18 protein-coding genes are annotated in these 22,075 nt (G+C 71.7%); 10 read left to right on the top strand and 8 right to left on the bottom strand.

All coding sequences use genetic code 11. The features are described 5' to 3' along the window. Positions 1-212: 212 nt before the first annotated feature. Complete coding sequence (locus BM339_RS10815; RefSeq protein ID WP_024934343.1) at positions 213-398, top strand: hypothetical protein; 186 nt, start codon at positions 213-215, stop codon at positions 396-398. A gap of 45 nt (positions 399-443) precedes the next feature. Here the strand turns inward: BM339_RS10815 and BM339_RS10810 are convergent, their stop codons facing one another. Next, positions 444-1,508 (bottom strand): DUF8094 domain-containing protein, encoded by a 1,065-nt coding sequence (locus BM339_RS10810; protein WP_075020755.1) that lies wholly within the window; start codon positions 1,506-1,508, stop codon positions 444-446. A gap of 148 nt (positions 1,509-1,656) precedes the next feature. Between BM339_RS10810 and prfB the strand changes: the two genes are divergently transcribed. The 3 genes from prfB (at position 1,657) to BM339_RS10795 (ending at position 4,421) form a co-directional block, all read left to right on the top strand. Beyond that, complete coding sequence (prfB, locus tag BM339_RS10805) at positions 1,657-2,766, top strand: peptide chain release factor 2 (RefSeq protein ID WP_075020754.1); 1,110 nt, start codon at positions 1,657-1,659, stop codon at positions 2,764-2,766. Positions 2,767-2,892: 126 nt separating this feature from the next. Then, complete coding sequence (locus BM339_RS10800; RefSeq protein WP_075020753.1) at positions 2,893-3,873, top strand: DUF8094 domain-containing protein; 981 nt, start codon at positions 2,893-2,895, stop codon at positions 3,871-3,873. A gap of 116 nt (positions 3,874-3,989) precedes the next feature. Next, positions 3,990-4,421 (top strand): hypothetical protein, encoded by a 432-nt coding sequence (locus tag BM339_RS10795; RefSeq protein ID WP_256255293.1) that lies wholly within the window; start codon positions 3,990-3,992, stop codon positions 4,419-4,421. A gap of 20 nt (positions 4,422-4,441) precedes the next feature. Here the strand turns inward: BM339_RS10795 and BM339_RS10790 are convergent, their stop codons facing one another. Further along, positions 4,442-9,283: an NAD-glutamate dehydrogenase gene (locus BM339_RS10790; protein WP_075020751.1), complete on the bottom strand. Its 4,842-nt coding sequence runs from the start codon at positions 9,281-9,283 to the stop codon at positions 4,442-4,444. 137 nt (positions 9,284-9,420) lie between these two features. Next, positions 9,421-11,001, bottom strand: a complete 1,581-nt coding sequence (locus BM339_RS10785) for a serine/threonine-protein kinase (RefSeq protein WP_075020750.1) — start codon at positions 10,999-11,001, stop codon at positions 9,421-9,423. A 328-nt stretch (positions 11,002-11,329) separates the two neighbouring features. Between BM339_RS10785 and BM339_RS10780 the strand changes: the two genes are divergently transcribed. Then, positions 11,330-11,986: a Uma2 family endonuclease gene (locus BM339_RS10780; protein ID WP_075020749.1), complete on the top strand. Its 657-nt coding sequence runs from the start codon at positions 11,330-11,332 to the stop codon at positions 11,984-11,986. Between the two features lie 7 nt (positions 11,987-11,993). On the opposite strand, the gene BM339_RS10775 is transcribed toward BM339_RS10780, so the two are convergent. From BM339_RS10775 to pruA, 3 genes are all read right to left on the bottom strand, one after another. Further along, positions 11,994-13,949, bottom strand: a complete 1,956-nt coding sequence (locus BM339_RS10775) for an acetoacetate--CoA ligase (RefSeq protein WP_075020748.1) — start codon at positions 13,947-13,949, stop codon at positions 11,994-11,996. Positions 13,950-14,235: 286 nt separating this feature from the next. Next, positions 14,236-14,946, bottom strand: coding sequence for an HAD family hydrolase (locus BM339_RS10770; RefSeq protein WP_075020747.1), 711 nt, complete (start codon positions 14,944-14,946; stop codon positions 14,236-14,238). A gap of 129 nt (positions 14,947-15,075) precedes the next feature. Next, positions 15,076-16,707 carry an L-glutamate gamma-semialdehyde dehydrogenase gene (pruA, locus tag BM339_RS10765; protein WP_075020746.1) on the bottom strand — a complete coding sequence of 544 codons (1,632 nt, stop codon included), beginning with the start codon at positions 16,705-16,707 and terminating at the stop codon, positions 15,076-15,078. Between the two features lie 223 nt (positions 16,708-16,930). Between pruA and BM339_RS10760 the strand changes: the two genes are divergently transcribed. Genes BM339_RS10760 through BM339_RS10740 form a run of 5 tightly spaced genes read left to right on the top strand, consistent with a single transcriptional unit; the run spans position 16,931 to position 20,813 of the window. Then, a complete protein-coding gene (locus BM339_RS10760) occupies positions 16,931-17,488 on the top strand; it encodes an RNA polymerase sigma factor (RefSeq protein WP_021597006.1) in 558 nt (185 codons plus the stop codon). Then, the gene (locus BM339_RS10755) at positions 17,485-18,411 is read left to right on the top strand and encodes a zf-HC2 domain-containing protein (protein ID WP_075020745.1); all 927 of its coding nucleotides are present in this window, start codon (positions 17,485-17,487) and stop codon (positions 18,409-18,411) included. The genes BM339_RS10760 and BM339_RS10755 overlap by 4 nt, the downstream gene beginning before the upstream one ends. Then, complete coding sequence (locus BM339_RS10750) at positions 18,408-19,103, top strand: hypothetical protein (protein WP_143118352.1); 696 nt, start codon at positions 18,408-18,410, stop codon at positions 19,101-19,103. The genes BM339_RS10755 and BM339_RS10750 overlap by 4 nt, the downstream gene beginning before the upstream one ends. Further along, positions 19,100-19,927 (top strand): ABC transporter permease, encoded by an 828-nt coding sequence (locus BM339_RS10745; RefSeq protein ID WP_075020744.1) that lies wholly within the window; start codon positions 19,100-19,102, stop codon positions 19,925-19,927. The genes BM339_RS10750 and BM339_RS10745 overlap by 4 nt, the downstream gene beginning before the upstream one ends. 25 nt (positions 19,928-19,952) lie before the next feature. After that, complete coding sequence (locus tag BM339_RS10740) at positions 19,953-20,813, top strand: ABC transporter ATP-binding protein (protein WP_075020743.1); 861 nt, start codon at positions 19,953-19,955, stop codon at positions 20,811-20,813. 74 nt (positions 20,814-20,887) lie between these two features. Here the strand turns inward: BM339_RS10740 and BM339_RS10735 are convergent, their stop codons facing one another. After that, on the bottom strand, positions 20,888-21,397 hold the full coding sequence (locus BM339_RS10735; RefSeq protein ID WP_024934338.1) for a DUF6912 family protein: 510 nt from the start codon (positions 21,395-21,397) through the stop codon (positions 20,888-20,890). Positions 21,398-21,422: 25 nt separating this feature from the next. Beyond that, complete coding sequence (locus tag BM339_RS10730; protein WP_033330254.1) at positions 21,423-22,070, bottom strand: HAD family hydrolase; 648 nt, start codon at positions 22,068-22,070, stop codon at positions 21,423-21,425. Positions 22,071-22,075 lie beyond the last annotated feature (5 nt).

Below are 22,075 nucleotides of genomic sequence, written 5' to 3'. Positions count from 1 at the left end.
GATCAGTGCGTGACGTCCGATCAGTGCCATGTGAACCGTCTCCCGACGTCCGGCCGTTTCATACCTTCAAGGTCCCGGACTTGCCTGAATGACCATACAGTCCGGCTACGCTGGATGAAGGCGAAAGATACCTAATAGGTGGACCGACGGCCAGACAGGCCGACGCTTCCCGCACGGCCCGCGCGCCGCTGACGGAGATTGGGGCCCACGACATGAGCTGCGAACATCTGATCTGCGCTCGATGCTCGAACCCGGTGGTGGAGGGGCGCTGCCCCACCTGCCGCGAGGCCCGGTCGGAGCTGCACCGCCACGGTTCGTCCGTGCCGCCCGCGCTCGTCCTGGCGGGGCTCGTCGCGCTGTTCTTCGTGGCGCTGGTCCTCCAGCGCGTCTACGGCTGACCGCACCCGACCGGCCGCACCCCCGGCGGTCACGGCCTCACGGCCTCACGGCTTCTTGATCGGCGGGGTGGCGGCCTTCGTGACCGCGCCGTCGTCGGCGATCATGTGCGCCTTCGGCCGGTCGTCGTCCTTGTCGTCCTTGTCGCCCTTCGGCGGGTCGTAGGCCGCGAAGTGCAGGGTCGAGGTGGTGTCGACCTCGTTCCCCTCGACCGTCCCGTCGAGCAGGTGCTCCGCCTCCTCGGGGATCTCCGGCTTGGGCGTCTCCGGGTCCTTGGCGACGAGCGAGGTGGTGCGGAACAGGGAGTAGACGACCAGCCCGCCGCCGTGCTCGGTCCGCAGCCCGAAGTAGGGGAACGGCGTCGCCGTGTAGACGGTCTGGAGCGTGAGGTCCTTCTTCTTCGCCTTCTTCTTGGCGCGCTTGGCGTCCTGGTAGAAGCCGGTGGTGACGGCGTTGGACTTCATCACCTTCGCCGCGACACTACCCGGCCCCTCCGCGGCGATGGTCGCCTGGATCCCGCCGACGTCGCGGGGACGGATCAGCAGGGACGGGTCGGTCGTGCTGAGCGCCGTCGCGTACCCGTCGGCATCGATCGAGACCTTCGGCTCCTTGGCCTTCTCCTGCAGGACGGTCGCCAGGGTGAGCTTCCAGTGGTCGGACGCGCCGCGCAGGATGAACGCCATCAGCACCCGGCGCTTGCTCTTGGCCTTGCCCAGGACGGAACGGTCGACCGACGCCACGAACCACTGCGGATAGGCGGCGTCCTTGAGTTTCGGCACGTACATCTTGGGCCTGCCGTAGACGAAACGCCGCACGGGGTCGCCGTCGTAGGCCGCCTTCCGGAACTCGGCCGCGGTGAGCTGCGACTGCCCGTCGGACGTCCAGGTCAGCGCGAGCCGTTCGTCGCCCGCCGTCCGGGCCACGTCCTCGTCGGTGACGTAGGTGCGGAACGCGTTCTCCGCGACCTGCGGGGTCAGCGGCACGGGGTCCGGCGGGGACGTCTCGGGCATGGTGACGGTGGGCCGCGCCTCCGTCCTGCCTTCGGCGCAGCCCGCGACGGTGAGCGGGATGAGCAGCGACCCGGCCGCGACCACCCGCAGGAACCTGTGCAAAGACCCGTCCCCCGGACCGAACTCAGGGCCGGCCGTCCTCGGCCGACCACCTCGGCCCGTGATTCTGCCATCCTCATGATATTGGTCCGGCGGCCGGGCGCCGCCCGGATCGCGATAAGCAGTGCCGGGACGGCGATAAGCTCGGACCGTGGCAGGCATCGAACCCGAAGAGCAGCTCAAGGAGCTCGGCTCGGCACTTTCCGGCATCGAGCAGGTGCTGGACCTCGACGGCATGCGCCGCGACATCGCCGAGCTGCGCGAGCAGTCGGCCGACCCTGACCTGTGGAGCGACCAGGAGCGCGCCCAGACGGTGACGCGCCGCCTGTCGTATCTGGAGAGCGAGCTCGGCAGGGTCGAGAGCCTGCGGCAGCGCCTCGAAGACACGGCCACGCTGTACGAGATGGCCCGGGAGATGGACGACGCCGACACGCGCACGGAGGCCGACGAGGAGCTGGCGTCGCTGCACAAGGCCGTCCAGCAGCTCGAGGTCCGCACGCTGATGTCGGGCGAGTACGACGCCCGGGAGGCGCTGGTCACCATCAACGCGCAGGCCGGCGGGGTGGACGCCGCCGACTGGGCCGAGCAGCTCCAGCGGATGTACCTGCGCTGGGCCGAGCGGCACGGCTACTCGACGGAGGTCTACGAGACGTCCTACGCCGAAGAGGCCGGGATCAAGTCGACCACGTTCACGGTGAAGGCCCCCTACGCCTACGGGACGCTGCGCGGCGAGCACGGGACGCACCGGCTGGTCCGGATCTCCCCGTTCGACAACCAGGGCCGCCGGCAGACGTCGTTCGCCGGCCTGGACGTCGTCCCGGTGGTGGAGCAGAGCGACCACGTCGACATCGACGAGAGCGACCTGCGCGTGGACGTGTACCGGTCGTCCGGCCCCGGCGGCCAGGGCGTCAACACGACCGACTCCGCGGTGCGGATCACCCACCTCCCGACCGGGATCGTCGTGTCCTGCCAGAACGAGCGCAGCCAGCTGCAGAACAAGGCCACCGCGCTGAACGTGCTGCAGGCCAAGCTGCTGGAGCGCAAGCGGCAGCAGGAGGCCGAGGAGCTCTCCAAGCTCCGCGGCGAGGGCACCACGAGCTGGGGCACGCAGATCCGCAACTACGTGCTGCACCCGTACCAGATCGTCAAGGACCTGCGGACCGGCGTCGAGGCCGGCAACCCCAGCGCGGTCCTCGACGGCGACATCGACGAGTTCATCGAGGCGGAGATCCGCTGGCTGCGCCAGCAGGAGAGCGCCTGACCCCGTCCCGCGCCGGGCGTCCCCGGCGGCTTTTCCGGTCTAATTTCGTGTTCATAGAGTGACTGCTCGGTCACTCTGCGAGGATTCCGTGTGGTCCGGATCACCGTCGCCATTCGGGGGGCCTCAATGGCCGTACGCACGCTCGTTCCGATCCTCATACCCGGCCTGCTCGCCGCCGCCGCGGCGGCCGGCTGCTCCGGGAACTCCACCTCCGCGGCCTCGGGGAAGCCGCAGGGGACGCCGGCGCTCACCAAGGCGCAGGCGCAGCAGGTGCTCACGTCCTTCGCCGCCGGGGTCAACCAGGCGGGGCGCAGGTTCAGCGGGAAGGCGCTGCGCTCGGTCGAGGCCGACCCGCAGCTGTCCATGGACGTCGCCGCGCTCAAGCTGCGGCGCAGCGTCCGCCAGCGCCCGCCGAAGCTGGCGTTCGCGAACCCGACGTTCTACATCCCGCGGCTGACCGGCTATCCGCGCTGGTTCGCCGCCGACGCCGTCAGCGGCCAGGGCAAGCGGTCGCTGCGGCACGCGCTGCTGTTCACGCAGGCCAGGCAGGGGGCGCCGTGGCTGCTGACCGCCGACCCGTACCCGTCGGACGCCGCGCTCAGCCGCGTCGCGCTCGATCCGGAGGGATACGCCAGCCCGGTCAGCCCCGACGGGAAGGGCCTCGCGGTCGCGCCGTCGAAGCTGCCCCAGGCGCACGCGGCGCTGCTCACGAACGGGCCGGGCGCGCCCGGAACGTCCGTCCTGGCGGACGGGGCGAAGACCAGCGAGACGTACAAGGCGCTCAAGCAGGGCGAGAAGGTCCTGGCGGGACGGGGTGTCACGCTCTCGTCCCGCTTCTCCCCCGCCCGCTACAACGTCTACGCGCTCCGCACCAAAGACCGCGGAGCGGTCGTCTGGTACATCCTGCAACAGAGCGAGGCGTACTCCGCGTCCCAGCGGGGCAGGCTGGCAGTGAGCGGTGACCTCGTCGGGCTGGCCCCGGCCAAGGCCGGTACGACGCGCATGGACACGACCGTCCTCGTGCAGTACCTCGCCACGGTCCCGCCGAAGGGCCGCGCCGCGGTCAGCGGCATGTACCGCAAGGCCGTGGCCGCCCAGGGCTCCTGAACCCCGCCGGGTGCCGGTGGGTCTCGCGCTTCTGACCGCTGCAGCGGGACCCACTGGCACTCGGCGGTATCCACGGGGCGGGGCCGGCCACCGGCACGGAGTTCGACACCGGCACGGTGCTCGACACCGGCACGGTGCTCGACACCGGCACGGTGCTCGACACCGGCACGGTGCTCGACACCGGTGCGAACAAGGCCGACATTTCGTCCGTGGGGTGGGGCTTACGCGGCGTGGCGCGGGTGGCGCTGGAGTGGACCGAGCGGCATAACGAGGCCATTACCTCGGGGGACGTGCGGATTTGGCATGACGCCGCTACGGGGGCGCTGGAGGCGCCCGTCAGTCACGCGTCCGGGAAACAGGAAATGCTCCTTACCAGCGGCGACGTGTCGCCCCTTCCGGCCGAGCTTCGCGACCATCTGGCCGAGAAAGGCGATAAGCCTTCCGGAACCCTGCGCACGACGTGGCAGTGGCTGGTGATCGGTTACGCTCCGCCGTCCGGTAAAGGGCGTGTCCTGGGCGAGTCGGTCTCCCTGGTCTCAGCGCGCTGAGACCAGGGAGACGCGAACGGTCAGGCGTCCTTGCTCGGAAGGGAGCTGGCCGTGACGAGGGTGCGGATCGCGCCCAGCGCCACCGACAGGGTGGCGAGGTCGAAGCTGTCGCTCTCCCAGATCTCGCTGAGCGTCTGCTGGGCGCGCTGGACGGCCGGCTTGTTCTTCTCCGCCCAGTGGATCATGCGCTGCTCCGGCTGCCCGCCCGGCTCGCTGGTGAGCAGGACGTCCCGGGTGAGGGCCGCGTGCGCCGCGTACAGGTCGTCGCGGAGCGCGGAGCGGGCCATCGAGCGCCACTTGTCGTCGCGCGGCAGGGCGATGATGCGTTCGCGGAGCCGGGACAGCTGGAGGCGGTCCGCGAGGTCGAAGTAGACCTCGGCGACCTCCTCCACAGGGCGTCCCGCGTCGTGCGCGATGCCGACGAGGTCGAAGACGGAGTACGCGGCGACGAACGTCGCGCACTGCTCGGCCAGCTCGTCCGGCACGCCCAGCTCGGCGAAGCCGTCCCGGCGCTGCTCGAACGCGGCCAGGTCCAGCCCGACCAGCAGCTTCGACAGGTGCCCGCTCAGCGTGGTCGCGCCGCCGCCGAAGAAGTCGATCGTCTCCCGGATGTCGAACGGGGGCCGCCGGTTGTGCAGCAGCCAGCGCGCGGCGCGCTCGGTCAGTTTGCGGGCCTCCAGCAGCATCGCGATCTGCGTGGACTGCGCGACCTGGTCCGACAGGGCCTCCACCGACCGCCAGAAGCGCGGCATCTCGAACACGTCCCGGGCGACCAGGTAGGCGCGGGCGATGTCGGGCGAGGAGGCGCCCGTCTCCTCGTTCATCCGGAACACGAACGTGGAGCCGCTCGCGTTGACCAGGTCGTTCACCACGGCGGTCGTGATGATCTCGCGGCGCAGCGGGTGCCGGTCCATGTAGGAGCGGAACCGCTCGCGCAGCGGGGTCGGGAAGTACTCGACCAGCCACGACTCCAGGTAGGGGTCGTCGGGGAGATCGGACGCGACGATCTGCGAGTCCAGCGTGAGCTTGTCGTAGGCGAGCAGGACGGAGAACTCGGGGCTGGTCAGCCCCAGCCCGGACTGCCGCCGCTCCGCCAGCGCCTTGTCGTCCGGCAGGAACTCCAGGCGCCGCTTCAGCCGGCCGTCGCGCTCCAGCTTGCGCAGGTAGCGGGCGTGGACGTGCAGCATCGCGGGGGCCTGCGCGCGGGACGCGGCGAGCACCACGTTCTGCCCGTGGTTGTCGCGCAGGACGAGCCGCCCGACCTCCTCGGTCATCTCGTAGAGCAGGCCGTCGCGCTGCTTGCCGGTCAGCTCGCCGTCCCGCACCGCCTGGTCGAGCAGGATCTTGATGTTGACCTCGTGGTCGGAGGTGTCGACACCGGCGGAGTTGTCGATGAAGTCGGTGTTGATCAGGCCGCCGCCGCGGGCGAACTCGATCCGGCCGAGCTGCGTCACGCCGAGGTTGCCGCCCTCGCCGACCACCTTGCAGCGCAGCTCGCCGCCGTCGACGCGGACCGGGTCGTTGGCCTTGTCGCCGACGTCGGCGTTGTTCTCGACGGACGACTTGACGTAGGTGCCGATGCCGCCGTTCCACAGCAGGTCGACCGGCGCCTTCAGCACGGCCCGGATCAGCTCGTGCGGGGTGAGCGCCTTCGCCCCGTCCTCGATCCCGAGCGCCGCCGCCATCTGCGGGGTGACCTTGATCGACTTGAGGGTGCGGGGGAACACGCCGCCGCCCTTGGAGATCAGCGCGGTGTCGTAGTCGGCCCAGCTGCTGCGCGGCAGCTCGAACAGGCGGCGGCGCTCGGCGAACGACGCGGCCGAGTCGGGGGCGGGGTCGACGAAGATGTGCCGGTGGTCGAACGCGGCGACGAGCCGGGTGTGCTCCGACAGCAGCATCCCGTTGCCGAACACGTCGCCGGACATGTCGCCGATGCCGACCGCGGTGAAGTCCTCGTTCTGGACGTCCTTGCCGAGGGCGCGGAAGTGGTACTTCACCGACTCCCAGGCGCCGCGGGCGGTGATGCCCATGCCCTTGTGGTCGTAGCCGACCGAACCGCCGGACGCGAACGCGTCGCCGAGCCAGAACCCGTACCCGGCGGCGACGCCGTTGGCGATGTCGGAGAACGTCGCGGTGCCCTTGTCGGCGGCGACGACCAGGTAGGTGTCGTCGCCGTCGTGGCGGACGACGTTCGGCGGCGGGACGACCTTGCCGTCCACGAGGTTGTCGGTCAGGTCGAGCAGCCCGGAGATGAAGTCCTTGTAGCAGGCGATGCCGGCCCGCTGCCACGCCTCCCGGTCGGCGGCCGGGTCGGGCAGCTGCTTGCCGACGAAGCCGCCCTTCGCGCCCGCCGGGACGATGACGGTGTTCTTCACCGCCTGCGCCTTCGCCAGGCCGAGGATCTCGGTGCGGAAGTCCTCGCGGCGGTCGGACCAGCGGAGCCCGCCGCGCGCGACCGTCCCGAACCGCAGGTGCACGCCCTCGACCCTCGGCGAGTACACGAAGATCTCGTAGGTCGGCTTCGGCAGCGGCAGGTCGGGGATGCGCTCGGGGTCGAACTTCATCGCCAGGTACGGCTTGCCCTGGTAGTGGTTCGTGCGCAGGGTCGCCTGGACGAGCGCCAGGTACGCGCGCAGGATGCGGTCCTCGTCGAGGCTCGCGACCTCGTCCAGCTTGCCGTGGATCTCCTCGGTGATGCCGGCGCTGCGCTCCTCCTCGCCGCCCGCCAGGGACGGGTCGAGGCGGCTCTCCCAGAGCCGGATGATCAGCCGGGTGATGGCGGCGTTGCGCAGCAGCACCTGCTCGATGTACCGCTTGGAGAACGTGGTGCCGATCTGCCGCAGGTAGAGGGCGTAGGCGCGCATGATCATCGACTGCCACCAGGTCAGCCCGACGTGCAGGACCAGCGCGTTGAACCCGTCGTTCTCGATGTCGCCGCGCCACAGCGCGGTGAACGCGTCCTGGAACAGCTCCTTGATGGCCTCCTCGGCGACGTTCTCCGGCGGCACGTACCGCAGCCCGAGGTCGTAGATCCAGAACCGGCGGCCGTCGGACGTGCGGATCTCGTACGGCCGCTCGTCGACGACCTCGACGCCCATGTTCTGCAGCAGCGGCAGGATCCGGGAGAGCGAGATCGGCTCGCCCAGCCGGTACATCTTCAGCCGCCGCTCGCCGGGCGCCGCGCTGTACGGCTCGTACAGGTTGATCGAGGTGTCGGCGTCCTCGGTGAGCTCGTCGAGGCGGCGCAGGTCGGCGACCGCGGTGCGGGCCGGGAAGTCGGCCTTGTAGCCCTCGGGGAACGCCTCCCCGTACGTGCGGGCGAGCGTCCCGGAACGTTCCTCGCCGCACTGCTCGACGATCGCGTCGCCGAGGTCGTCCTCCCAGGAGCGGATGGCGGTGGCGAGGCGGCTCTCCAGCTCGGCGACGTCCACGTCCGGCAGCGGGCGGCCGCGCTCGCCGCGGACGACGACGTGCAGCCGGGCCAGGATCGACTCGGTGACGTTCGCGCTGTAGTCGACGCTGACGCCGTCGAACGCCTCCTTCAGCAGGTCCTGGATGCGCAGCCGGATCTTGGTGGTGTAGCGGTCGCGCGGCAGGTAGACCATGCAGGACATGAAGCGCCCGTACATGTCCTTGCGCAGGAAGAGCTTCAGCTGGCGGCGCTCCCGCAGCCGCAGCACGCCGAGCGAGATCTGCAGCAGGTCGTCCACCGAGATCTGGAACAGCTCGTCGCGGGGGTAGCTCTCCAGAATCTCGATGAGGTCCTGGCCGTCGTAGCTGTCGCTGGTGAACCCGGCGCGCTCCAGCACCTCGTCCAGCTTGGCCTTCAGGACGGGGACGTGCGCGATCGACTCGCTGTAGGCGACGTGCGTGAACAGGCCGAGGAACCGGCGCTCCCCGATCACCCGCCCGTCCGCGTCGAACTTCTTGACCCCGATGTAGTCCAGGTACAGGGGGCGGTGGACGGTCGACCGCGAGTTCGCCTTGGTCAGCACCAGGAGCTGCTTCTCCGTCGCCCTCTCCCGGACCTCCGGGGGCAGCGCGGCGAAGCTGTCGGACTCGCGCTTGTCGTTGCGCAGGATGCCGAAGCCGGTGCCGGGCTCGGGCCGCAGCGCCGTCCCGTCGCCGGTGAGCGTGTAGTCGCGGTAGCCGAGGAAGGTGAAGTGGCCGTCGGCGAGCCAGTCGAGCAGCTCGACGCCGTCGGCGAGCTCCTTCTCCGGCAGCGGCGGCGGGGTCTCCTGGATCTCGGTGGCGATCTCGTGGGCGCGGGCGCGCATCCTCGGCTCGTCCTCGACGGCGACCCGCACGTCGTGCAGGACGCGCAGCAGGTCGCGTTCGAGCTCGTCCAGGACGGCCCGGTCGCTGGTGCGGTCGACCTCGATGTGCATCCACGACTCGTCGACGTCGTCGTCGGAGTCGAGCTTGCCGCGGAAGGCCTTCAGGTGCCCCGCGACGTCGCGGTCCACGCCGAGCAGCGGGTGGACGATCAGATGGGTGGCGAGCTGGTGCCGGGTCAGCTCCATGGTCACCGAGTCGACCAGGAACGGCATGTCGTCCGTCACGACCTGGACGACCGTGTGCCCCGGGTCCCAGCCGTACTCCTCCAGCGTCGGCGTGAAGACGCGCACCTTCGCGCGCCCCTGCGGCCGCTCCTCGCCGAGGGCCCGGTGCGCCATCGCGGGACCGCAGACGTCCGCGGGGTCGCGCGCCTGGAGGTCCTCCTGGGCGACGTTCCGGTAGTACAGCCGGAGGTAGGCGAAGGCCTCCTCCACGTCCCCGCCGCGCGCTCCCGGGCGCTGCGCGCACGTTTCAGCCGCCCGCCGGAGCAGGTCGTCCTTCGCTTGATCGAGCATGCCGCTCATCGACAACTCCCCTAGTGACCCTTCGCCACCTCGTTGTGGCGCCGCTCACTGGACGAGCGTAGCCAGGAATCGTGCCAAAGCCGACCTGCTCAGCGGCAACGCCAACGTGGCCTATCCCACCCTGGCGCCCGGGGGCATCAGCCGGCGGCCTGGCCCTCGGAGCCGGTGCCCCCGCCGGGCGGCGGGCCGGACGGGTCCGGCGGGTCGGACGGGTCGGTCGGCGGCGTGGTCGGCGTGGCCGTCTTCGTGGGGGTCGGCCGGGTCGGCGTCGAGGTGGTCGGCGTCGGGCTGCCGCTCGGCGTGGGGCTGCCGGTCGGCATCCCGCTGTCGGTCGGCGTCGGGTCGTACGACGTCGGCGGCGCCTGCTCCACCGGCCGGCGGCTCGTGGCCGGCGCCGTGCTCGGGGCGACCTCGGTCGACGCGGGCGGCGCGCTCGGGTCGCTGACCTTCTGGCCCGCCTTGCCGTTGTCGCCCGAGCCGAGCGCGAGGACGGACGAGACGACCACGATCGCGACGAACAGCGCCGCCGCGCCGGCGAGCACCGCGGAGCGCCCGGAGCCGGCGAGAGACCGCCGCAGGCCGCCCTTCCCGGCCCCGGACCCGAGGTCGGGGGGCAGCGTGTCGCCGGCGGCCCATTCGGCGGGCGTGGGCAGCGGCGCCGGCTCGCCCTGGTCCCCGATCTCGTCCGCGCGGGGGGCGCCGGGCCCGGCCGCCTGAGTCTCCAGCGGGACGGCGTCGAACCCCGTCCCGGGGTCGAAGTCCGGGGAGTCCTCGAAGATGGGGTCGTCGCCGAACACCGGGTCGGGCTCGAACACCTCGGCGTCGTCGGCGATCTCCGCGGCGCGGACGGAGCCGGCGGCGAGCATCGCGGTCTCGTCGGTGCCGGTCGGGCGGGCCGCGGGACGGGCCGCCTCCTCGTGCCCGAGCAGCCGCATCAGCACCTGCTGGGCGCGGGGCCGCCGCCCCGGCTCCTTCTCCAGGCAGTCGAGCACCAGCTCGCGCAGCGCGCCGTCCAGGTCGCCGAGGCCGGGCTCCTCATGCAGGATCCGGTTGATCACGGCGGGGATGGTGTCCTGCCCGAACGGCGGCTCGCCGGTGGCGGCGAACACCAGCGTGGCCGCCCAGCAGAACACGTCCGCGGGCGTCCCCACCTCGTCTCCGCTGATCTGCTCGGGCGCCATGTAGGACGGCGTGCCGATCACCCGGCTGGTGAGCGTGGTGCCGCCGCTGAGCGCGCGGGCGACGCCGAAGTCGATGACGCGCGGTCCGTCCGGGCCGATCAGCACGTTGTGCGGCTTGAAGTCACGGTGGACGATCTTGGCCTGGTGGATCGCGGCGAGCGCGGTCGCGGTGCCGACCGCGAGCCGGTCCAGCGCCGCGCCGGCGAGCGGGCCGTCCTCCAGCACCTGCTGGTTCAGTGACGGGCCCGGCACGTACTCGCTGACGATGTAGGGCCGGTCACCGGTCGCGTCGGCGTCGATCACCTGCGCCGTGCAGAACGGCGCGACCTGTTTGGCGACCTCCAGCTCGCGCAGGAACCGGGCGAGCGCCTTGTCGTCGGACGTCAGCTCGGCGTGCAGCAGTTTGATCGCGACCTGCCGGCCGTCCTCGGCGGCGCCGAGGAACACCGTCCCCTGCCCGCCTTCGCCCACCCGTCCGATCAGGGCATACAACCCCAGCCGGTCCGGGTCTCCGGACCGTAGCGCCCCAACCTCCATGCGTGGAACCGTCCCTCTCTTGATCGACGGGCCGCGGAGTCCCGGGCCCGGATCACCCCTCCGACTGTGTGACGCCCGAGACCGGAGGGAAGTTCACCCGATCCTGCGACCTTCCGGCGCGATCTGACCCACCGCTTCCATTCGGACACATTTGGCCGGGGGCACAACCCTAGTGCCGTCACATCCCAGAGCGTACGGACACGCGAGGTGTCACCCAAGCGAGATCGACGGGCTCGCCGGACCCGCTGAGCCTCGGCGTTCTCGGTACGCTGGAGTGGCCTCAACCCGCACGATGTCACCATCCGTCGTCAAGAGGGAGCTCAGTGTCATGGCGGTCGCAGCCGTTGCGCATTACACGTTGTCGGACACTCCGTACGCCCTATGGGTCCGGGGCGATCTCGCCGGCGAACTCCACCTCCCGAACGACGGCTCCCGGGTCGAGGTCATCGGAGGAGAGATCGTCGTGTCACCCAGTCCAACGCTGGACCACAATTACATCCTGGATGACATCCACGACGCTCTCCACGACGCTCGAACGGCGGATCCGGAATTTCGCTGGACTGCCGCGCGCACCAGCGACGTGAACCTGGTCCCCTCGAAGGAGGGGTGCGTTCCCGACCTCAACATCCTCGACAGGGAGACCCGTCTGGAGACTCGGCAGCGCAAGGCCAAACGGCTGCTCGCCGAGGAAGTGGAGGCGGTCGTGGAGGTCACTTCGCCGTCCAACGCGGACAACGATCGGCCACCGCGACTCCTGCACGGGGCCCGCACCAAGTGGAGCGGGTACGCAAGCTCTGGCGTGCCCTTCTACCTGCTCATCGATCGTGATCCGCGGATGCCGGGGGTCACTCACTACGGTGAACCGGACATCGAGTCGGGGACCTACCAGGTAATGCAAACCTGGAAGTTCGGTGATGTCATCCGGCTACCGGAACCGCTGGGCTTCGAGATCGACACGGAACTCTGGGAGCCGTGGGACGACTGACCCCACGTCACGGGGTGAAGTGGGTGAGGACCTCGGGGTTGGCCATGGAGTCGCGGTTGGCGGCCTGGTCGACCGGGGTGCCCTGGAGGATCTTGCGGACCGGCACCTCCAGCTTCTTGCCGGACAGGGTGCGGGGGATGCCGGGGACGGCGGTGATCTCGTCGGGGACGTGCCGCGGCGACAGCGACGACCGGATCTCCCGCCGGAGGTTCGCCAGCAGGTCGTCGCTGAGGGACGCACCCTCCGCGAGCTGGACGTAGAGGAGCAGCCGGCCCTCCTCGCCGAGGCGGCCGGTGTCGATGACGAGGCTGTCGGTGATCTCGTCGAACGCCTCGACGACGCGGTAGAAGTCGGACGTGCCCATGCGGACGCCGCCGCGGTTCAGCGTCGAGTCGGAGCGGCCGTAGATGACGCAGCCGCCGTCCGGGAGGATCTTGATCCAGTCGCCGTGCCGCCACACGCCCTGGTACATGCCGAAGTAGGAGTCGCGGTAGCGGTCGCCGTTCTCGTCGTTCCAGAAGAAGACGGGCATGGACGGCATGGGCTCGGTGAGCACGAGTTCGCCGACCTCGTCCACGACGGGGCGGCCGTCCTCGCCGAACGCCTCGACCTTGGCGCCCAGGCCGCGGCACTGGATGACCCCGGCGCGCAGCGGCAGCAGCGTGCAGGGGCCGACGAAACCGGTGCAGATGTCGGTCCCGCCGGAGAAGGAGCCGAGGAGCAGGTCCTTCCCGACCGCCTCGTACACCCACGCGAACCCTTCGGGCGGGAGCGGCGAGCCGGTGGAGCCGATGCCCCGCAGGGCGGACAGGTCGAGCTCCTCGCCCGGACGCCGCCCCTGCTTCACCGTGGCCGTGATGTAGGGCGCGCCCACGCCCATGTAGGTCATGCCGCTGTCGGCGGCGAGCTGCCAGAGGTCGAGAGGCGCCCCGTCGTACATCACGATGGTGGAGCCCACCAGCAGGCCGCCGATGAGGTAGTTCCACATCATCCAGCCGGTGGTGGTGAACCAGAAGAAGACGTCCTCGGGTCCGAGGTCCTGGTGGAACGACAGCGCCTTGAGGTGTTCGAGGACGACGCCGCCGTGACCGTGGACGATCGGCTTAGGCAGCCCGGTCGTGCCGGACGAGTACACGACCCACAGCGGATGGTCGAACGGGACGGCCTCGAACTCCGGCGTGTCGTGGCCGGGACGTGGGAGGTCGCCGTAGCGCATCCCGACGCGCAGGCCGTCCGGGGTGGCGGCCGGGTCGAGGTACGGGATGAGCACGGTCGCGGCCAGGGTCGGCAGCGCGGCCTCGATCTCGCCCACGATCTCGCGGCGGTCGAACCGCCGTCCGTTGTAGGCGTAGCCGTCCACGGCGATGAGGACCTTGGGCTCGATCTGCGCGAACCGGTCGATCACCGAGGACGACCCGAAGTCGGGTGAGCAGGACGACCAGATCGCCCCGAGCGACGCCGTGGCCAGGAAGCAGATCAGCGCCTCGGGGATGTTCGGGACGTAGGCGGCGACCCGGTCGCCCTTGCCCACGCCCAGCTCCGCCAGGCCCGCGCGGACCTCCGCCACGTGCAGCGCCAGCTCGCGGTACGTCAGGACCCGGTGGCCGCCCGCCTCCGACCGGAAGACGACCGCGGTCTTGTCCGGGGTCTCCCGCGCCCTGCGCAGCGCGTTCGCCGCGTAGTTGAGGGTCGCGCCGGGGAACCACTTAAGGCCGTCCACCGGCATGGGCCCGCCCGTCCGGACGGGGCCGTCACCGCGCTCGCCGACCACCTCGAAGTACGACCAGATCGCGTCCCAGAAGGCGTCGACCTCGGTGACCGACCATTTCCAGAGGTCGTCGTAGGACTCGGTGAGCACGCCCCTGTCCCACAGCCAGTGAATGAAGTGGGTCACCCGCGCGTTGGCGACGACCTCCTCCGACGGCTCCCACAACACCGAACCCTCGGACACCGCACTGGCCATCTCTCTCCCTCCATGCCGCACCCCGGCGCGCGGCCATCCCAATATCGGCCCCGCCCGGCACAGCGCGCAACTTCCCCACCCGCGCCGCCGCCGGCCGCCAGAGCCCCGCCCCATCCCAGGTCAGCCGCCTGCCGCACACAACCCCGACCCCCCACACAGATCCGCCCCGGCTCATCCTCGGCCCCCACACATGCCCGGTTGTCCACAGAACCACGTTCTACCGCCTCGTGCCCGCGAGCCCGTCGACACTGCTGCCACAGGCCCGAGGAGGGGTGAGATGGGGCGTTCAGATGCGGGTGAGGTCGGCTACGGCGCTGACCACGGCGTTGGTGTCGGAGAGGGTGGCGAGGACGCGTTCGGCGCCCGCCGCGCGGAGCTCGGCCTCGGTGGCGCTGCCGGTGGCCACGGCGATGATCGGGGAGCCGGCGATGTGCGCCGCCTGGACGTCGCGGGGCGAGTCGGCGATGAACACGGTGGCGGACTCGGGGTAGCGGGCGCGGTGGCGCTCGCCCGCGCGGGTCCGGGCGAGTTCCAGGAGGGCGGCCTTGCTGTAGACGCCGTTCTCGTACCCTCCGGCGTCCAGGTCGAGGTGGCCGGCGAGGCCCAGCTCGGTCACCTTCAGGACGGCGTTCGGCTGGAGGGAGCCGGTCAGCACCGACTGGACGACGCCGGGGACGTGGGCGAGCGCCTCGACGGCCTCGCGGGCGCCGGCCAGCACGCGGCCGTGCGCGCGGACGTCCGCGCGGCGGGTCGCGAACGCCTCGGTGAGGGCGGTGAAGAAGGCGGGGAGGTGGTCATCGGTGGTGACGACGTCGTTGAAGGCGAGGGTCTCGAAGATGATCTCGGACTCGGTGCGGCCGGGGGTGGGGGCGAGCCGGACGAGGGGCCGTCCGATGGTCCGCTGGAACGCCTCGGCGTAGGCATCCCGGGTGACCCTCCCGACGTCGATCAGGGTGTGGTCGATGTTCCACAGCACCAGCCGGTTCAGCGTCGACATCCCGTTCCCATGCGCGTCGGAGGAGCGTGCGCGGGCACCGTTCGAGACGCCCGCGGCGGTTGGCGAGCTTATCGTCCGGCCTCCAGGCCTCCCGCCGCAACCGACCCACACCTGGCCGGGTGGTGAGGGTCAGGGGGCCATGTGGGGGTAGCGGTGGTCGGTCGGGGGAACGAAGGCCTCCTTGATGGAGCGGACGCTCGTCCAGCGGGTGAGGTTGAACACCGAGCCGGCCTTGTCGTTGGTGCCGGAGGCGCGGGCGCCGCCGAAGGGCTGCTGGCCGACGATCGAGCCGGTCGGCTTGTCGTTGATGTAGAAGTTGCCGGCGGCGAACCGGAGGGCCTCGGTGGCGGCGGCGATCGCGGCGCGGTCCTCGGCGATGATCGCGCCGGTCAGGGCGTACCCGGACACGCTCTCCATCTGGCGCAGGACGGCGTCGTAGTCGCGGTCGTCGTAGACGTGCACGCCGATGATCGGACCGAAGTACTCGGTGGTGAAGATTTCGTCCGTGGGGTCGGACGACTCCAGCACGGTCGGGCGGACGAAGTAGCCGCGCGAGTCGTCCAGCTCGCCGCCGGTGAGGATCTCGATGGAATCGGTCCGGCGGGCCCGCTCGATCGCCGCGCGGTGCTTGGCGAAGGCGCGGTCGTCGATCACGGCGCCCATGAACGCGGACAGGTCCTCGGCGACGTTGCCCACGGTGAGCGACTCGGCCTCGGCGCAGAACTCGTCGCGCATCCCGTCCCAGATCGAGCGCGGGATGTAGGCGCGGGACGCGGCGGAGCACTTCTGCCCCTGGTACTCGAAGGCGCCGCGGACGAGCGCCGTCTTCAGCACGGCCGGGTCCGCCGACGGGTGCGTGACGACGAAGTCCTTGCCGCCGGTCTCGCCGACGATCCGCGGGTAGCCCCGGTAGCCGGCGATGTTCTCCCCGATCGTCCGCCAGAGCCGCTGGAACGTGGCGACGGAGCCGGTGAAGTGCAGGCCGGCGAGGTCGGGGTGGCGCAGCGCCGCCGCCGAGACGGCCTGCCCGTTCCCGGTGACCATGTTGATCACACCGGGCGGGAGCCCGGCGGCCTCCAGGAGCCGCATGGTGTGGTGCGCGGCGAGCTGCTGGGTCGGGGACGGCTTCCAGACGACGACGTTGCCCATCAGCGCGGGCGCCGTCGGCAGGTTCCCGGCGATCGCGGTGAAGTTGAACGGGGTGATGGCGAGGACGAACCCCTCCAGCGGCCGGTACTCCAGCCGGTTCCACACGCCCGGCGACGACAGCGGCTGCTGCTCGTGGATCTGCTGCGCGTACCGGACGTTGAACCGCCAGAAGTCGATCAGCTCGCAGGCCGCGTCGATCTCGGCCTGCTGCACCGACTTGGACTGGCCGAGGATCGTGGCGGCGTTCAGCGTGGACCGCCACGGGCCGGCGAGCAGGTCGGCGGCGCGCAGCAGGATCGCGGCCCGGTCCTCGAACGCCATCGCGCGCCAGGCGGGCGCCGCCTCCCGCGCCGCCGCGATCGCCTCGGCCACGTCCGCCTCGGTGGCCTCGCCCATCCGGCCGAGGACGTGCCCGTGGTTGTGCGGCTCGACGACGTCGACGGGCGTGCCCGCGCCCATGCGCCGCTCGCCCGCGATCGTCATGGTCAGCTCGGTCTCCGCGCCGCCCAGCTCCTTGATCTTCGCTTCCAGCGCGGCGCGCTCCCCGCTGCCCGGCGCGTACCCCTTGACCGGCTCGTTCACGGGTACCGGCACGTTCGTCACGGCGTCCATCTGACGGCTCCCTGCGATCCGACGGCGTTGTCGACGTGCCGGGGGATCTACCCGCCCCACGCACACGAAATGCACCGGACCGGCCGAGGACACGGCACTCACCCAGAACGCGACTCTCCCGCCGTGCCGCCGGCTGCATGCCCCATGAAGAGCCGGGGCGGATGTGCGGTGAACCGTTGGCGCCGGTGCTTGCTACCTACTCTCAGATGGAAGGGGTGAGCGGATGGCGCGTTCCGAGCCGGGCGATGAGGCGCTGGTGCGCGCGGTCGCCGCCGGCGACGCGGGCGCGCTGACCCGGCTCTACGAGCGGCACTCCGAGGCGCTGTTCGGTTACCTGTACCGGTTGGCCGGCGACCGGATGACCGCCGAGGAGATCCTCCAGGACACGATGCTGGCGGTATGGCGGTCGGCCGTCGCCTTCGAGGGCCGCTCCAAGGTGACGACGTGGTTGTTCGGGGTGGCCCGTCGCCAGGCGCACAATCGGCTGCGCGGCCGGTCCGGGCCGCAGGCCATCGGCGTTCCCTTGCATGATCGGCCCGACCAGGCCGCCGGTCCGGACGAGCTGGCGATCGCGGCGGCGGGCGGCACACCGGTGGCCGCGGCCATCGGCCGGCTGCCCGATCACCACCGGGACGTGATCGCTCTGGTGTTCGTGGCCGGCCTGCCGCTCGCCGACGTCGCCGAGGTGCTCGCCATCCCGGTCGGCACAGTGAAGAGCCGGCTGCATCATGCCCGGGCCGCGGTCGCCGCCGCGCTGACCGCCCAGGAGGTGTCCGAATGAACGAGATGCTGCCCGCGTACGCGGCCGGCTCGCTGTGCGGCGCGGACCGCGACCGCGTCCGCGCACACCTGACGGGCTGCGCACGCTGCCGCGCGGATCTCGCGGCCTGGCGGGCGATCGCGGGTGCCGCCGCGCCCGGCGATGCGGCGCCGGACGCCGCGACCATGGTGCACGCGGTGCTGACCCGCAGCGCGATCGAGGGTCCCGCCGGCCCGCCGGGCGAGGGTCCCCGGACCCGCCGCCTGCTGTACGCCGCCGCGCTGGTCGCGGCCGAGGCCCGGCTGATCCGGCTGGCCGTGCCCGTCGCCTCGGCGCTGGTGATGGCGCTGGGCGTGGTCATCGCCCTGGTTCAGGCGGCGGCCGTCGCGCGGCCCGCGACCGGTGCCGAGGTGGTGCTCGCGCTGGTCGCGCCGATCGTGGCCGCGGCGGGTGTCGCCGGCACGTACCGGTCACGACGCGACCCGGCCACCGAACTGGTCGCCGCCACCCCGGCGGCCGGGCGGCTGCTGCTGGTGGTGCGTCTCGTGCTGGTGTTCGGATACGACCTGGTGCTCGCGGTGGCGGCCTCCGCCGCGCTGGCCGCCGTCGGGGTGGACGGGACGGCGGGTCTGCACACGCTGATCGCCGCCTGGCTCGGGCCGATGGCGCTGCTGTCCTCGGTCAGCCTGCTGGTCTCCGTCAGGTTCGGGCCGGACGTGGGGCTCGGCGCGGCCATCGGGCTGTGGGCGATGCGAGTGCTGGCGGTCAGCGTGTGGTCCCGCGACGACTGGGCTGCCAGGTTCATCGTCGACGCCTGGTCCACGAACGTGGCGGTCCTGGCCGTGAGCGCCGTGTTCGGAATCGTCGCGGTGGTGATCGCCGGGCACCTTGGTCCGTACGACGGTGAACCTCGACGCGGCCGGGGCGCTACCCATCCGACATGAGACCACTGATGCTCTGGCGGTACGAGGCGCGCCGTGCGGGATGGACGGCCGTGCTCGGCCCGCCGATCGCCGTCGCGGTGGGCGTCGCGGCCGCGTTCGCCAACCCGGAACCGGGCGACACGACCACGGCCCGTATCCTGCTCGGCGCCCTGGAGATGGCGGTGCCGCTCGCCGCCGGTGTCGGGTGCGCCTCGCTGGTCGGACGGGACCCGGCCGTGGAACTGCACCTCGCCGCGCCCACCCCGTACCGCGTCACGCTGCTGCGACGCATGGCCGTGACGCTGGGCTGGGCCGCGGTGGTCGCCGTGCTGATGGCCGCCGTGCTGATCGCGACCGGCTGGTGGGCGCGCTGGCCGGCCAACCACGGGCCGCTCGCCGGCCAGCTCACCTGGGCGGCGCCGACCGTCGGGCTGGGGGCCGCGGGCTTCGCGTCCGGCGCGGTACTGCGCAGCCCGGCGGCGGCCGGCGCGCTGATCACCACGGTCTGGGCGTTGCAGCAGTTCTTCGCGGACATGGCGCAGCGGCACCTGCCGGGGCGGCTGCTCTACCTGTTCGCCACGACCCGCGGCGCCGCGCCCGGCGACTGGACCGGGAACCGGCTGGCGCTGCTCGGCACGGGCGCCGCGCTCATCGCGCTGGCCCTGGTCGTGCTGGCCCGTTCGGAACGGCTCATCGGCGAGGAGGACGAATGACCGGCCAGACCGCGTCCACGCTCGGCGTGAGCCTGAGGTACGAGTTCCGCATGCAGGTCCGCAAACGGTCGGTGTGGATCGTGCCCGCGCTGACCGTCGTGCTGTTCGTGCTGATCGGCGGCAGCCTGCTGCGCGACCTGTTCGACCCCGGTGAGCGGCCGGACGAGGCCAGGACCGCCATCGCCGGGCTGACGGTCCAGTTGCACACGCTCCTGTCGATCGGGTACGGCTGCCTTCTAGCCGACCGGCTCGTCCGCGACGACCGGCTGCGGGTGGCGCCGCTCCTGGACGCCACGCCCGCCCCGCCGGGCGCCCGGCTCGTCGGCAAATACCTCGGTGCGGGCGCCGCGACGGCCGTCCCGATCCTGGTGGTGTACTTCGGCTTCGCATCGGCGTACGCGGTGTATTCCGGAGCCCCGCAGGCACTCGGCTGGGCACTGGCCTCCACCGCCGTGGTGATCGTGCCGGGCCTGCTGTTCGTGGCCGCGTTCGCGCTGACGGTGCCCCTGATCATGCCGGCGCCACTGTTCCGGGTGATCTTCGTCGGCTACTGGCTCTGGGGCAACGCGGTCGCGCCGGACATGATGCCGACGCTCGCGCGGACCCTCGTCCACCCGCTCGGCGGCTACCCGCTCGACGTGCTGCTCGACTTCCACGGCATCGACGGCGAGGACACCTGGGCCGGCCCGGTGCCCGGCGCCACGCTGAACCTCCTGCGACCGGATCCGACGCCGGCGACCGCCTGGATCTCCATCGCGATCCTGCTGGCGCTCGCCGCCGCCGCGCTCGCCGGAGGCCACGCGGTACGCGCCCGCCGAACCTGACGCCCCCAACGACAGAGGGAACTCCATGCGGATCGAAATCTCCGGCCTGACGAAGACCTACCGTGGCGGGGTGGCCGCCCTCGACGGCCTGGACCTGGTCGTGCCCACCGGCATGTTCGGGCTGCTGGGCGCGAACGGCGCCGGCAAGACCACGCTGATGCGCATCCTCTCCGGCCTGGTGCTGCCGACGTCCGGCCAGGTCACCGTGGGCGGGCACGACATGAACACGCGTGCGGGCCGCACCGCCGTGCAGCGCGGCCTCGGCTACCTGCCGCAGGACCTCGGCGTCTACCCCGACCTGACGGCGCGCCAGTTCCTGGACTACATCGCACTGCTCAAGGGCATGGACGACCGCACGGCCCGCCGCCGGCGCGTCGCGGAACTCCTCGAGATGGTCACCCTGAGCGGGGACGCCGACCGCCGGCTGCGCGGCTACTCCGGCGGGATGCGGCAACGCGTCGGCATCGCCCAGGCGCTGCTCGCCGACCCGCAACTGCTGATCGTGGACGAGCCGACCGCGGGACTCGACCCGCAGGAACGGATCCGCTTCCGCACCCTGCTGTCCCAGTTCGCCGGCCGGCGCACCGTCCTGCTGAGCACGCACATCGTCGACGACATCGCACAGACCTGCCGCGAGGTGGCGGTGCTCGCCGGCGGCCGCCTCATCTTCCGCGGCACGGCCGAGGAACTGACCTACCGCGCGCGGGGCCAGGTGTGGTCGGTCGTCACCGACGGGCCGGCCCCGGCCGAGGGCACGGTCGTGTCCGCGGTGCCACACGAGGCCGGCATGCGTTACCGCATCGTGGCGCCCACAGCACCGGATCCGCAGGCGAAGCCGATGGAACCCGCCCTAGAAGACGGATACCTCGCAGTGACCACCCGTTAGGGCGGCTCGCCGCGCTTGCGGCGACTGGCCCGACGAAGCCCGCGGAGAAGGGTTCCTCTCCTGCGCAAGGGTGGTCAGTCGAGGAGGTGTTGGAGTTCCTGGGTGGCGTACCAGAGGAGGTCGTGGCCTTCGGCGCCGTCGACGGTGAAGCGGGCGTCGTCGTCGCCGGCGTCGGCGGCGGGGAGGGCCGCCGCGGCGGCGGTGACGTCGGGAACGGCGTCCGGGTCGTCGACGTGGCCGGAGGCGATCAGCCTCCACGGGACGGGCGCGGTGATCCGGACGAGGGCGCGGTCGCCGTTCGCCAGGTCGGCGTCCCCGCGGGGGCGGGCGACCTGGTCGTCGGGGATCTCGGCGGCGAGCACCACCCGGCGGCGCGGGGCGGACGGGTCGGCGGCGAGCAGGCGCAGCGAGGCGCGGGCGGCGGCGGACATCGCCGCGTACTCCAGCTCCTCCAGGTCGCCGCCCGCGTACCACTCGCGGAGCGCGGGCGTGACGGCGTGCGCGGCGAGCGGCGCGGGGCCGATCTCCCGCGCGGCGTGGACGCCGGCGAGCAGCGTGAGCGTGGACGGCAGGTAGACGCGCATGACGGTCAGCAAGTCTGCCAGACCGTCAGGGCAGGAGGCCCAGCTCGCGCAGTTCGGTGATGGTGGTGTCGGGGCCGGTGTGGAGGATCCCGCGGATGCCGAGGGCCTCGGCGGCGTGGACGTTGTGCTCGATGTCGTCGATGAAGACGCAGGCGGCGGCGTCCAGGCCGAGCAGGTCCAGGGCGTGCCGGAAGATCCGCTCGTCGGGCTTGCGCATCCCGACCTCGCAGGAGATGACGACCGCGTCGAAGAGGTCGGCGAACAGGTCGCGGGGGTACTCGTTGCCCCACGAGTTCGACAGCAGCGCGGTCCGGGCGCCCGCGGCGCGCACGGCGCGCAGCGCGTCGTACATCGGGACGACGGGGGCGAAGGCGCCGAACATCCGGGAGATGAGCCCGGCCGCCTCGACGGGACCGCCGTCGACGGTGAGCAGCTCCGCGGCGAGGAGGCGCTCGAACTCCTCGGTGGCGAGCGAGCCGTCCTCCAGGCCGTGGATCGGGTTCGTCCCGGAGCCGTTGTAGGCCTGCTTCACCCAGGCGCGCATCACGTTCTTGTAGTGCTCGGCGTCGATGCGGTCGGCGGCGAGCCAGGCTTCGATGGCGTCGCCGAGCGGGGAGGTCAGCACGCCGCCCCAGTCGGTGATGACGGCTTTGACGGCAGGTTCGGAGGGCACGGGCC

The organism is Actinomadura madurae (assembly GCF_900115095.1).
GTDB classification, from domain to species: Bacteria; Actinomycetota; Actinomycetes; order Streptosporangiales; family Streptosporangiaceae; genus Spirillospora; species Spirillospora madurae.
This window is presented reverse-complemented; position numbering and strand designations above follow the sequence as displayed.

What these genes read in the sequence shown, in the direction of transcription:
- BM339_RS10815 (WP_024934343.1), top strand. Translation starts at nt 213, where the DNA reads ATGAGCTGCGAACATCTGATCTGCGCTCGATGCTCGAACCCGGTGGTG.
- BM339_RS10800 (WP_075020753.1), top strand. Translation starts at nt 2,893, where the DNA reads ATGGCCGTACGCACGCTCGTTCCGATCCTCATACCCGGCCTGCTCGCC.
- BM339_RS10790 (WP_075020751.1), bottom strand. Translation starts at nt 9,283, where the DNA reads ATGAGCGGCATGCTCGATCAAGCGAAGGACGACCTGCTCCGGCGGGCG.
- BM339_RS10785 (WP_075020750.1), bottom strand. Translation starts at nt 11,001, where the DNA reads ATGGAGGTTGGGGCGCTACGGTCCGGAGACCCGGACCGGCTGGGGTTG.
- BM339_RS10780 (WP_075020749.1), top strand. Translation starts at nt 11,330, where the DNA reads ATGGCGGTCGCAGCCGTTGCGCATTACACGTTGTCGGACACTCCGTAC.
- BM339_RS10775 (WP_075020748.1), bottom strand. Translation starts at nt 13,949, where the DNA reads ATGGCCAGTGCGGTGTCCGAGGGTTCGGTGTTGTGGGAGCCGTCGGAG.
- BM339_RS10770 (WP_075020747.1), bottom strand. Translation starts at nt 14,946, where the DNA reads ATGTCGACGCTGAACCGGCTGGTGCTGTGGAACATCGACCACACCCTG.
- pruA (WP_075020746.1), bottom strand. Translation starts at nt 16,707, where the DNA reads ATGGACGCCGTGACGAACGTGCCGGTACCCGTGAACGAGCCGGTCAAG.
- BM339_RS10760 (WP_021597006.1), top strand. Translation starts at nt 16,931, where the DNA reads ATGGCGCGTTCCGAGCCGGGCGATGAGGCGCTGGTGCGCGCGGTCGCC.
- BM339_RS10755 (WP_075020745.1), top strand. Translation starts at nt 17,485, where the DNA reads ATGAACGAGATGCTGCCCGCGTACGCGGCCGGCTCGCTGTGCGGCGCG.
- BM339_RS10750 (WP_143118352.1), top strand. Translation starts at nt 18,408, where the DNA reads ATGAGACCACTGATGCTCTGGCGGTACGAGGCGCGCCGTGCGGGATGG.
- BM339_RS10745 (WP_075020744.1), top strand. Translation starts at nt 19,100, where the DNA reads ATGACCGGCCAGACCGCGTCCACGCTCGGCGTGAGCCTGAGGTACGAG.
- BM339_RS10740 (WP_075020743.1), top strand. Translation starts at nt 19,953, where the DNA reads ATGCGGATCGAAATCTCCGGCCTGACGAAGACCTACCGTGGCGGGGTG.
- BM339_RS10735 (WP_024934338.1), bottom strand. Translation starts at nt 21,397, where the DNA reads ATGCGCGTCTACCTGCCGTCCACGCTCACGCTGCTCGCCGGCGTCCAC.